We start from the raw sequence: 12,868 nt of genomic DNA on the forward strand, positions 1-12,868 counted from the left end.
TTTGCTATTAACACGTTAACTTATAAGTGATTTTCTCTTTCTTGTTTGAAAAAACTATTGTTGAATGCTTTTGTTAGCACTGCTTTTGCTCAAGCTGATTTATATAATCAGTATGTGGTGTTACCACGACTACTTTTGCTTTTCTTTTTTTCGAATACTTATCAACAACACATTCCTTCGGACTCTTAATGGTGACTAAGCATTCTAAACATTGAATACATTCGCCATAGTCAACAGAGCCGTCTTTATTAATCGCATCAATACCACACTTTTTATTGCGGCAAAGTTGGCAGGGTGAGCCGCACTCTTGGCGTCGGGTTAACCATTTGAAAAGCGGGTAACGGCCAATTATGGCAAGGCCTGCACCTAACGGGCACAAATAACGGCAGTAAACTTTGTGAATTTTTAAGCTAAGCGCGAGTATTAATACTACGTACAAGACAAATGGCCAATAGCGCACAAAGTTGAGTGTGATGCTGGTTTTAAAAGGTTCTATTTCGGCGAGTTGCTCGGCAAGGGTCAATGAATAAAACGAGCAGCCAACCAATATAATAAGCACCGCATATTTAATTTTTTGGGCCGCTTTATGGTGTTGAGGTTTTATTTTTATTTGTTTTATTTTGAGTTTACTGGCGATTAAGGCTGCAAATTCTTGTAATGCACCAAAAGGGCATAACCAACCACAAAACAGACCTCGACCCCAGAGAAAAAGACTAATAAAGACAAAGACCCATAAGATAAAAATGATTGGGTCAAGCAGGAAAACATCGATATTAAACCCCTGCCAGAGTGACAATAATAAGGTGTAAATATTAACGACTGATAATTGCCCTTGCGCATAAAACCCTATAAAACCAATGACAAAAGCTAAAGAAATAAATCGTATTTTGTGGGTGGTATCAGCGTTTTGGGCGAGTGTTGCTTGTTTGATAAATAACCCAACTAAAAAAATAAGGTAACTGCTAAGTATAATGATATCAGTGCTGCGACTTATCCATATTTTTAACCATAACGGGCGATTTTCTTCAGCATTAATTTCGGGAGTATTTTGGATAAATAAATTCTCAGGTAGGGTGTTATTTATTGAAAAACTGTGTTGTTGCTGAGATAAAAATGACTTGTTATAACTGACCATTAGCGATAACGAAAATTCTTTATTTAATTCAAACCCTGATTGAGACTTTATTCTAAAAACTTTAATGTCATTAAAGTCTGGTACGGTAAGCGCAAATGAAGGGTCTGAAAAACTGTAAAAGTCGATATCACGTATATCAACAGGCAGTGTCGCTTGTTGTGCGCTCAAGCGGTTGGGTACGGTTTGTGGAATAAAGTCTTCACTAACAAAGTCATATTGACCACTACCAAACATCATTAAGGCATGTTCACCTGGTTTTAAGCTATCAAGTAAACGTTGATACTCTTCTTCACCTAACAAGTTTTTACCAATGATAGGGATATTGACAAAAGCAAAATAGAGGTCGATAAAGTCCTCTCCTTCCTCAGTAAGTTGCTGTATTTCATTGGCTAAATTTGTCGGTGAGGTTTGAGTTGTCGCCAGTGCTTGTTCACGATTAAGCTGCCAATGGGTAATAAAATTTCTATCCAGCAATTCTGTAAAGTTCATTGCCTGAAAGTAATCGGCATTAATACTGACTTGTGATGGCGCTACAAAGCCAGAGAGCCTTTCTCGTGCTACTTTGAGGGCAGAGGCGGTAATGGTGTCGTTGATTACCAATACAGATATTGTGGCGCGGGTAACCCCGTCAATATAGGCAATGTCATTAGCCGTTTTAGAGCGCGCGTTGACAATAAATCGCTCTTTAATGGAATGTCCTTGATATTGTTTGATGAATTTGAACATGGACTGTTCGCCAAGGCCATGTAAAAAAATTGGTTCGTTATGATCGAGTATTTTTAATCCGGTAAAAACGCCTTGGGTATCAATGCCAATTAACAGGTTAATTGTTTGACCAGAGAAGCCAATAAAATTGACAAAATCATCTGATTCAAAAACATAACCGAGCAGTTCATTTAATTGATAAACAGGCGTTACGGCGATATTTTTGTCCATTGGGCCAACACGGGTGGCACTGGGAAATAGCTGGGCGACGTCATCGGAAATTGCGGTGACATTGGCATGAGTTGTGGTATTAAAAGCAGCAGAATAAAAGGAGGTTGTTAACATTAACAGTAGGGTAAAGAGAGCCCATGTTTTTAGATTTTTTAAGTGTTTAAAAGGCATGTTAACACCTGAATAATGTGTCGTGAGCTGTATAAAAAAAATGAGTGTCGCTTACTTAACAAAGGGACACTCATTTACCTAGTACTTAAGAACTAAAATATTAGTTTAAAAGAAGCCTAAAGGGCTTGTGCTATAGCTCACTAATAAGTTTTTGGTTTGTTGGTAATGATCAAGCATCATTTTGTGTGTTTCGCGACCAATACCTGATTTCTTATAACCACCAAATGCAGCATGAGCAGGGTATAAATGGTAACAGTTAGTCCACACTCGTCCTGATTCAATACCACGACCCATACGGTGAGCAAGGTTAGCATCACGAGTCCACACACCTGCACCTAAACCAAATGCCGTATCGTTAGCGATTTGTAACGCTTCTTCAGCATCTTTAAAGGTAGTTACAGAAATTACCGGTCCAAAAATTTCTTCTTGGAAAACGCGCATTGAGTTTTTACCTTTCAAAATAGTTGGTTGAATGTAATAACCTGTTTCAAGTGAACCATCTAACTCTTCAGCGCTACCACCAGAAAGTACAACAGCACCTTCATCTTTACCTATTTGCAGATAACCTTGAATTTTATCAAATTGCTCTTTAGACGCTTGTGCGCCAACCATAGTGTTAACATCTAGCGGGTTGCCTCGAACAATATCTCTAGTTTTCTCAAGCACTTTTTCCATGAATACATCGAAAATGTCTTCTTGTACCAGTGCACGTGAAGGACAGGTACATACTTCACCTTGGTTAAAGAAACCTAAGGCAAAACCTTCAGCACATTTATCAAGGTAGTCGTCTTCAAATTGCGTGATATCACCGAAGAAAATGTTTGGTGATTTTCCGCCAAGCTCTACCGTAGAAGGAATTAAATTTTCAGCAGCACATTTCAAAATATGTTGGCCAACTGGGGTTGAACCCGTAAAGGCAATTTTGCCGATGCGTGTGCTCGTTGCTAATGCTTCACCAGCTTCTTTACCGTAGCCGTTGACAATATTTAATACACCGTCTGGTAATAAGTCGGCAATTATTTCCATGAATACTAAAATACTTGCTGGGGTTTGCTCAGCAGGTTTGATAATAATACAGTTACCTGCCGCAAGTGCTGGCGCTAATTTCCATGCCGCCATTAGCATAGGAAAGTTCCACGGAATTATTTGACCAACAACACCGATAGGCTCATGGAAGTGATACGCAACAGTATCATCATCTATTTGTGAAATAGAGCCTTCTTGAGCACGAATACAGCCCGCATAGTAGCGGAAGTGATCAACGGTTAATGGAATATCAGCATTAAGCGTTTCACGTACTGGTTTACCATTATCCCAAGTTTCAGCTACCGCGATTAATTCTAGGTTAGCTTCAATGCGGTCAGCGATTTGTAATAAGATATTTGAGCGTTCTTGCACGGATGTTTTACCCCATGCTGCTTTTGCTGCATGAGCGGCATCGAGTGCTAATTCAATATCTTCAGCACTTGAACGCGGAATTTCACAAATTGCTTCACCAGTAACAGGGGTGGTATTTGTAAAGTAATTTCCTTTTACTGGAGCAACCCACTTACCGCCGATAAAGTTTTCATATTTAGGTTTGAAAGAAACGACAGAACCTTCACTGCCTGGGTTTGCATAGATCATATATCACCTCGTATCTAGACCAACCAGAGTAAAACTCTTTTCCTTGGCCCTGTTTATATTTACTTTGATATTTATCAAATTGATAATTACCAAAGCGTTGTTTCATGTATTTATATTAGTAGTAGTACAGTAAGTACACTATTCTCCCTTTGCATAGAAAACATCATACTTTAGAATGAGTTGTTGAAATTTAACTAAATCTTGTTTTTAACTGACTGAAAATATAGACTTTTAACTAAAAAAGGCTTTTGAATAAATTCAAAAGCCTTTGGATGAAAATTTTGCTGTTATTTAGGTAGTTTAAAGGTCCACACACTACCACCTTGGTTTAAGTGCTTGATACGCTTGGCAACATCACCACCCCATAAAGGTACGGCGCCACCCCAACCAGATAAAACAGACAGGTATTGCTCGCCATCCATTTCCCAGGTCACTGGAGAACCAACGATGCCTGAGCCGGTATTGAATTTATATTTAACTTCACCTGTTTTAGCATCAAGGCCAAGTAAATAACCTTCAGGGTTACCGGTAAATACTAGGTTACCCGCAGTAGCCAATACGCCACCCCATAATGGTGCGAAGTTATTATAACGCCAAACAACTTCACCTGTTTTAGGGTCGATTGCTTTTAATACACCAATATAGTCTTTATTAATCGCTTTAATGGTAAAACCAGCACCTAAATAAGCGGCACCTTTTTTATAGGCCGTTGGCTCATTCCAGATGTCCATTTCCCATTCGTTTGATGGTACGTAGAACAGTTCTGTATCTTGGCTGTATGCCATTGGCATCCAGTTTTTACCACCTAAGAAAGCAGGGGCTGCAACAACAGTGCTACCTTTATTACCACCTTCTGACTTACTTGGATCTGATGGTCTATTACTATCGATATAAATCGGGCGGCCTTTCTTATCAAGTCCTGAAGCCCAAGTTTGCTTATCAACAAATTGGAAGCCTCGAATGTAGTCACCATTCTCACGATTTAGTACATAGAAGAAACCATTTCTGTCAGCGGTTGCTGCCGCTTTAACTGTTTTACCATTTTGTTTGTAATCGAAAGAAACAAGCTCGTTAACACCATCAAAATCCCAACCATCATGTGGTGTGGTTTGGAAATGCCAAACAATTTTACCTGTATCAGGGTCTATCGCTAAGCGTGATGATGAGAAAAGGTTATCGCCTGGGCGTAAATGAGAGTTCCACGGGGCAGGGTTACCCGTACCAAAGAATAATAAATCAACATCAGCATCATAAGTACCGCCTAACCAAGGCGCAGCACCACCAGATTTCCACAATTCTGCTGGCCATGTTTCACCTGCTTTACCACCAGAAATGCCATTTTCAGTCTTTTTGCCATTTTTCCAGATGTAGCCCATATGGCCTTCAACTGTTGGGCGTTCCCATACTAATTTACCATTTTTGGCATTATAAGCTCTTACTTTACCTACTACGCCAAATTCACCACCAGCAACACCTGTGATGATTTTACCTTTAACAATGATGGGTGCAGCAGTGATTGAATAACCTGCTTTGTAATCTTCTACTTTCTTTTTCCAAACGACTTTACCTGTGTCTTTATTAAGGGCGACAAGTTTGGCATCAAGTGTGGCAAAAATAACCAGATCTTCGTATAGTGCAGCACCACGGTTGATAACATCACAACAAGGCATAATGCCATCAGGTAATCGTGCATCATATTGCCAAAGTTCGTCACCCGTATTTGCGTCTATGGCATACACACGAGAGTATGAGCCTGTAATATACATGACGCCATCTTTAATCAAAGGTTGAGATTCTTGACCACGTTGTTTTTCACCACCTAACGAGAATGACCAAACTGGACGCATCTCTTTAACGGTATCGGCATTTATTTTATCAAGAGGGCTGTAACGTTGTCCTCTTAGACCAAGTCCATAGGACACAACATCATCAGTTGTCATTTGGTCGTTGGCAATATCTTTATCGGTTACTTCAGCATTTGCTACACCTGTTAACGCTAAAGAAACTGCCATGGATAATGACAATACCTTTGTTTTACATGTTGTTATCATTGTTATTTCCTCTTGGGTTGTAAATTTGGTTAAAGATATTTTTCTTTATTTCCCCAAACCACTTGGAGGTTCGTGTTCCAGCTGAAACTTGAATCTTCATGTAGCTTGGGTATACCTTCCTGCATTCCGTTAATTAACATGTCGTCTCGGGACATTTATATATTAATTAAGCAGGCTAAAACGATATTAAAACGTCTCTATTTACTTCTCTATTACTCAGCGGTAGCGTTTTTTTCATCATTTAGTATGATGAAAAGGATGATATTTACCGCTATTTCTCAGTCAATGTTATGCTTCATTGACTGCGTACAGATTTGGAATTTGGTAAACAGCATTGTACTGCTCAAATATTTTTTTCATTTGTCCTTGGCTTATCATAGCCTCAACAATATCAGCAACCGCATAGCCTAACTGGCGGTAGTCACTCTTGACCGCCATACCTATATCCCATTGTTGTTTTCCCAGCATTGGAAAGGCGTTTGATGCTAATTGATAGGTGGGGGATTCAAGCTGCTGCTGGTAATGACTCACTTGACTGCGAAGCCCCATGACGGCATCTATTTTCTGTTCTGCCATTGCTGAAATCGCGGAGGCTAACGAAGGAAACTGTTTGGTTCTGTTACGCATTCGACCATTAAAAACAGAAAGCAAGTAAAACTGTGGGATGGAGTCTACTTCGACACCAATGTCATGATATTGGAAGACAGCCATGGTGCTAACATCGTCAATTTTTTTAGTATTAAAGACGATTTTCCAAGACTCGGTATGATAGGGCGCGAACATGTGTACTTGTTCATGTACCCGTTCACCAATATCGTCACGTAACTCTGAGTACTTCTTGTCGTAGGGAACTCTAAGCATTAAGTCGGCGACACTGCGCTTAAGGTAATGACCTTTCCATAGATTATTGCGCAAGTCATCTTCAACATTTTCATCGGCGGTTACCCACCGAAAGCGAAGCGAAACGCCTAACTGTTTTGCGATATGTTTTGCAACTTCAACATCAATACCTTTAGCTTGTCCATTTTCTTGGTATGAAAAGGGAATGAAGTCGCTATAAACTGCAACGGTTATTTCATTGCTTTCTATAATATCATCGTATGATCGCGCAAAAGCTGTTGAGCACAAAAGGCTGCAACAACTTAACCACAAGAAGAAAGAATAAAATTTACTCTTCATCACTAACTGACTCTAACCAAGTACGGATAGACCAAAGGGCTTCTTGGTTTAAATGCTCAGTCATTTTCGGCATATACACTGCGCCATTACGAACTGCACCATTCTGTACTCGATAAATGAACCACTCATCGCCATCATAATCGGCTGGTAATTGACGTAAATCGGGAGCAATACCGCCAGATATACCACCTAAACCATGACAGCGAGCACAGTTTTGGTTATAGGCTGAAGCACCAACACGTAAAATCTCTGTACGTACATCACCTTCTTCTGTGCGGTAAGGGTTGGTTTCTTCCCACTCTTCGTCTAACGCAGGTAATGTTGACGTGTTTATTGCTTGTGGGGTCACAGGTCCGTGAGCTGCTACACCAAATGAACATATTGATAGTAATGCAATTAAATGGCTGCGGCCTAAGTTAAGTTTTATCATCGCTGTGTACCTTCTTTCACGTAAAAATTGAGTGTTTAATTCTGATAGGACCATCTTAACGGGGTTAGCGCGCTTCCAGAATTGTACTTTAGCTCGGTTACACCTCATCCTTTAGTATGATTTTGAATCTTATAAACTGCATATTTATTTTTATTTTGTTATATATTAGCTAGTTACAAAGTTTTGTTGAGATATTTGTCTTTTTAACTTTATAAGTTTTTTCTATATGCTTGTAGTCATAACCATTTTAGGTAAATGATTTAGTTTGAAGGTGTTTTGTAGTTTTGTTGAAGAAAATTAGCTATAAACCAAACAGGTAAATTGACTGATTGATTAGTGATTATTGATTTTTTTTATTGTTGGGAGCGCTATGTTTGTTACGGCAAGGGTAAAGTTGAAAAAGTATCTAATAAAAAGCATGGCTATATGTTTATGGCTGTTTAGCCTTAACGTAATATCAAGCCCAATTACGCTTGAACTCAGTTATGTAAAATTTGTGCCGCAGCACGCCCCTGGTGTTGCTAACTTTTTTAAAAAGCCTGAAGACAGTGGTTTTCAAGGCGCTAATCTTGCGATCAGTGACTCAAATACCACCGGAAAATTTCTACAACAGCACTTTACCTTAAGCTCATTTGTGGCAACAAAAACACCGCAATTGTTAGCTTACTTTGATGAACAATATCAACAAGGTCGGCGCATTTTCATTCTTGATGTACCTTTAGCACAATTAGTTCAACTAGAGCGTTGGGCTAAAAATAAGTCAGTGTTGCTGTTTAATATCAGTGAGTCTGCCGATGAATTACGTGATAACCAATGTTTAAGTTCGGTGTTACATACTATTCCCAGTGATGCCATGAAGTCTGATGCACTTGCACAATGGTTGCTTTATCGTCGAATGAATCAAGTATTATTAATACAGGGCAGTAAAACTGAAGATATTGAACTAGCCAAATCGTTTAAACGTTCAGCGAAGCGTTTTGGTTTAAAGATTATCGATGAAAAACAGTGGGATTTTAATACTGATCTAAGACGAAGCGCACAACAAGAAATTCCTTTATTTACTCAAACGATAAAAGATTATGATGTGGTTTATGTTGCTGATAAGTCAAAAACCTTTGCCGAATTTTTACCTTTTAATACTTATTTACCTCGACCTGTTATTGGCTCAGCGGGTTTGGAAGCGCTAGCATGGCATAGCGTGATAGAGCAGTGGGGTGCTACGCAATTACAAAATCGCTTTATCGAAATGGCCGATAGAAAAATGAATGAGTTAGATTTTTCTGGCTATCTTGCGGTACGCAGTGTTGCTGAGTCAGTGCATAAACTTCACTCAAATAGGAGTAGTGAACTCATTGAGTATATCAACTCGGTGGATTTTGAATTGGCGGCGTACAAAGGTCGTAAACTGAGCTTTCGTCCTTGGAACCGTCAATTGAGAATGCCGGTAGCGCTGGTTCATCCTCATGCCTTGGTCTCGCAATCGCCACAGCCGGGTATGCTTCATCCCATTACTGAACTTGATACCCTTGGTTTTGATGCGCAAGAATCTCAATGTGAATTATCTCGATAAGTAGGCAAAGAAATTTAGCATGGTAAGTTTTGAATAAAATGCTTAGCGTGAACTCTCAATAAAGGCTTTTAGCAGACAAAGGGCTTAAGGTAACTTATGAAAAAGACATTATTTTTAAAACCAATTTTAAGCTGTTTGATCGTCACTGCTTTGTTTAGTGCTACTTCTGTGAATGCCTCTGAACTTGCTTATGTCACCAATGAAAAGGATGACAATATTTCGGTTATCGATTTAAACGTGAATAAAGTGATCAAACAAATCGAGGTAGGGCAAAGACCTCGAGGCATCATTCTCAACCAAGAGCAAACGCTTGCGTATATATGCGCGAGTGAATCAGATAGCATTCAAATACTCGATTTAGCAACAGAGCAGATTATTGGTGAACTTCCCTCTGGTGAAGATCCAGAAACAATAGCATTACATCCCAATGGTAAAATTATTTACACCTCTAATGAAGATGATGCCTTACTTACCGTTATTGATATTGAGTCAGCTTCAGTTATTACTCAAGTAGATGTTGGTGTTGAACCGGAAGGATTAGCGGTAAGTCCTGATGGCAAAACGGTAGTCGTTACCTCAGAAACAACCAACATGGTGCACTGGATTGATACGAAAACACATAAAAACTTTGCCAATACCTTAGTCGGCTCCAGACCAAGATCGGCTATGTTTACTAAAGACAATAAATATTTATGGGTGAGCTCAGAGATTGGCGGAACCGTGGTGATACTTGATGTGGCCAGTCAAAAAATTATCAAGGAGTTTACCTTTGATATACGAGGTATTCATCATGACCGTGTGCAACCAGTTGGTATTGAGTTAACAGAAGATGGCCGATATGCCTTTGTAGCGCTAGGGCCGGCAAATCATGTTGCGGTGATTGATCGTAAAAAAATGGCAGTCGATGAATATCTATTAGTTGGTCGTCGAGTATGGCAACTGGCTTTTAACAAGGACCAAAGCCAATTATTAACGACAAACGGCATCAGTGGTGATGTTTCAGTGATTGATGTTGAACGCATGAAAGTGACTAAATCGATTAAAGTTGGCCGCTACCCATGGGGCGTAGTGATACGTAATAAACCATGAGTATCGTAACTAAGGAACTGACTTTTTATTATGGTAGAAAGGCAGCAGTTAATGGTTTAGATCTTAATATTACCAATGGCTTTAATGTCTTACTGGGTCCTAATGGCGCGGGTAAAAGTACATTGTTTTCAATGTTAACGGGCCTTTATCAGGCTGCATCAGGGTATATTAAAATCAATGGTTATGACTATAAGCATGATAAGTCGAATATTATGCAGTCAATGGGTGTGGTTTTTCAGCAAAGCACACTCGATTTAGATTTATCGGTTGAGCAAAACCTAACTTATTATGCGGCTTTGCATGGTATTTCCTCATCACAAGCACTCGATAATATCAGCGAGATCTTGACTCAACTTCAATTAACAACGCGACTTGATGATAAAGTGAGATCTTTAAATGGTGGACATCGTCGCCGTGTTGAAATTGCTCGAGCATTAATCCATCAACCCAAAGTATTGTTGCTTGATGAAGCAACAGTGGGGTTAGACATTGATAGCAGAAAAATGATCACCGAATATGTAGGCAAGCTTAGTCAAGAGTTAGGTATTTGTGTGTTGTGGGCAACGCATCTAATCGATGAAATATCAGCTGAGGATCAATTAATTATTATTGATGAAGGTAAAATTCAAGCGCAAGGCATTAGTGGAGAGTTATGCAATAAACATAATGTCGCCGATGTATACCAGCTTTATCGCTCGTTAACGGCTAATGCGGAGCTCACTTGATGAATAATCGTTATCTTTATTGTTTTAATGGCATCGTTAAACGTGAAGTTTTACGTTTTTTTCAGCAACGTTCACGGTTATTAAGTGCCTTAGTTAGGCCACTGCTTTGGTTAGTTGTTTTTGCTGCAGGTTTTAGAGCGGCACTAGGTGTTTCCATCATGGAGCCATACGGTACTTATATTACTTATCAGCAATATATTACCCCTGGACTTTGCTGCATGATCATTTTATTTAATGGCATGCAAAGCTCCCTCTCTATGGTTTATGACCGTGAAATGGGTAGCATGAAAGTACTACTGATGAGCCCGCTACCTCGGCCTTTTTTATTATGCTGTAAGTTAATTGCCAGTGCGCTGTTATCGCTTTTGCAAGTGGTGATTTTTTTACTTTTTGCCCAACTCGTTGATGTTGATATCCCGCTAATGGGATACGTTAGCTCAATACCGGCAATCTTTTTAATTGCCTTTTTTCTCGGCGCATTAGGCTTAATGTTATCTAACCTGATTAAGCAATTAGAAAACTTTGCTGGTGTGATGAACTTTGTTATTTTTCCAATGTTTTTTCTATCGAGTGCTTTATATCCGCTATGGAAAATGCAAGAAGCAAGTTTGTGGTTATATTGGCTTTGTCAGTTTAATCCTTTTACCTCCTGTGTTGAATTATTACGATTTGCGCTTTATGGGCAAATGAACCTGACTGCACTGACGACGGTTATAGTTGCTACAACCATAGCTTCGTTTTTTGCTTTGATGAGTTTTAAGCCTTTGCATGGTCGTAAATAATCATAAAATGTTTGCTTCAACCTTAGAGGTGGCTTTGAAATGTTATCTTGGCATAACTTTTAAATGCATTGCTTAGTAACATGATCTAAAAAGCGGCAGGCAAAAATAAATCTCAAATAAACTGTATATAAAGATAGTGTGGCGTAATTCCTCCTTTCTACAAGAAAGCGAGCAAATTGCCTCCTTTCACACATCAACCAGTTATTCCATAATTTTTAACTCATTGATCTATAGATAACAATCAAGTAATCTCAGTCCATTATAAAATTATGGACGATTTTTCCCCTTTTGTAGAAAGAAGGAATTTTGCCTCATAATAAGCTGTTATATTGCCGGAGAGTTATGCGCTATCTGCTAGTTCTAATCATGTTGCCTTTTCTAGCTTTTGCTACTTCTGTATCTATTGCTACGAAAGTATTAACGCAAAATGAAGCTAGCAATTTGGGTATAAATAGACTTGTTTCAGGAAACCAAAGTAATTGGATTGTTTTGGTATATCCGCACCAAGCAAACGATGGCCAAAAATTAACAGAAATCATTGTAACTCTTAGTGAGTCAGGGGAACGTATAACGACATTTCCTGCGCAAATTAGAAACTTTGAAATTGCACCATGGAAACGTTTAGATTTAGTGCTAGAGAAACATTCTAAACGTATTATGCAAGTTGAAATTACTTATGGTTCAATAAGCTATGTTGTCGAGAATGTTATGGATTTACAGGCACTTGAATATGAGCAGTTTACACGGCAATATAACAAGCCAATTAAGCGGGACTAAAAACAGTTTGCTCGGTTTCGCTTCGCTACACATTTTAGCAAACAATTTTTAGCCCCTTATTGGGGCGTTGGTATGACTCCCCACGTCAAGTTAAACCATAAAAACCTCTGCCTTTTTTCGAGCCATAATTTTCTCTTTTAAAGTTGAGTGAGTTAACGCATAGAATGAAGCCAGTAATTTCGTCGGTTATCATGCTGATATTCGTGGATTATTAACCTATTGGCTAACAGCGCCTACCTTACTTGTTCCGTCGTGACACCTAATTTCAGTCTATGCTCGTGGTTCAATAGCGCGTAGCGCTATTGCCATCCTAACGCCCTCGGTGGTTGTGCCACAGCCGATGCTTGACTCCATGCGCTAACTCAAAACTTTTCATCATGCAGGTACTCTTGAAATT

Annotated in this window: 10 protein-coding genes; 5 read left to right on the forward strand and 5 right to left on the reverse strand. The window is 39.2% G+C overall.

Features of this window, described 5'->3' with window-relative positions:
• Positions 1-73: 73 nt before the first annotated feature.
• The 5 genes from ND2E_RS15745 to pedF form a co-directional block, all read right to left on the reverse strand.
• Entirely contained in the window at positions 74-2,242 is a 2,169-nt protein-coding gene (locus tag ND2E_RS15745; RefSeq protein ID WP_033092886.1) for a 4Fe-4S binding protein, read from the reverse strand.
• A gap of 105 nt (positions 2,243-2,347) precedes the next feature.
• On the reverse strand, positions 2,348-3,868 hold the full coding sequence (gene exaC, locus ND2E_RS15740) for an acetaldehyde dehydrogenase ExaC (protein WP_033092887.1): 1,521 nt from the start codon (positions 3,866-3,868) through the stop codon (positions 2,348-2,350).
• Between the two features lie 287 nt (positions 3,869-4,155).
• A complete protein-coding gene (locus tag ND2E_RS15735) occupies positions 4,156-5,919 on the reverse strand; it encodes a PQQ-dependent methanol/ethanol family dehydrogenase (protein ID WP_033092888.1) in 1,764 nt (587 codons plus the stop codon).
• Positions 5,920-6,207: 288 nt separating this feature from the next.
• Positions 6,208-7,098, reverse strand: a complete 891-nt coding sequence (locus ND2E_RS15730) for a substrate-binding periplasmic protein (protein WP_033092889.1) — start codon at positions 7,096-7,098, stop codon at positions 6,208-6,210.
• On the reverse strand, positions 7,088-7,528 hold the full coding sequence (gene pedF / locus ND2E_RS15725; protein WP_033092890.1) for a cytochrome c-550 PedF: 441 nt from the start codon (positions 7,526-7,528) through the stop codon (positions 7,088-7,090). The genes ND2E_RS15730 and pedF overlap by 11 nt, the downstream gene beginning before the upstream one ends.
• Positions 7,529-7,898: 370 nt before the next feature.
• On the opposite strand from pedF, the gene ND2E_RS15720 reads away from it, so the two are divergent.
• From ND2E_RS15720 to ND2E_RS15700, 5 genes are all read left to right on the forward strand, one after another.
• Positions 7,899-9,098, forward strand: a complete 1,200-nt coding sequence (locus ND2E_RS15720) for an ABC transporter substrate-binding protein (protein ID WP_033092891.1) — start codon at positions 7,899-7,901, stop codon at positions 9,096-9,098.
• Between the two features lie 96 nt (positions 9,099-9,194).
• A complete protein-coding gene (locus ND2E_RS15715; RefSeq protein WP_033092892.1) occupies positions 9,195-10,187 on the forward strand; it encodes a YVTN family beta-propeller repeat protein in 993 nt (330 codons plus the stop codon).
• Positions 10,184-10,912 (forward strand): ABC transporter ATP-binding protein, encoded by a 729-nt coding sequence (locus ND2E_RS15710; protein WP_033092893.1) that lies wholly within the window; start codon positions 10,184-10,186, stop codon positions 10,910-10,912. Before ND2E_RS15715 ends, ND2E_RS15710 begins: the two co-directional genes overlap by 4 nt.
• Positions 10,912-11,694 (forward strand): ABC transporter permease, encoded by a 783-nt coding sequence (locus tag ND2E_RS15705; protein ID WP_033092894.1) that lies wholly within the window; start codon positions 10,912-10,914, stop codon positions 11,692-11,694. The genes ND2E_RS15710 and ND2E_RS15705 overlap by 1 nt, the downstream gene beginning before the upstream one ends.
• Before the next feature lie 342 nt (positions 11,695-12,036).
• Positions 12,037-12,471, forward strand: a complete 435-nt coding sequence (locus ND2E_RS15700; protein WP_150113716.1) for a hypothetical protein — start codon at positions 12,037-12,039, stop codon at positions 12,469-12,471.
• Positions 12,472-12,868: the final 397 nt, after the last annotated feature.

Source organism: Colwellia psychrerythraea (assembly GCF_000764225.1).
GTDB classification, from domain to species: Bacteria; Pseudomonadota; Gammaproteobacteria; order Enterobacterales; family Alteromonadaceae; genus Colwellia; species Colwellia psychrerythraea_D.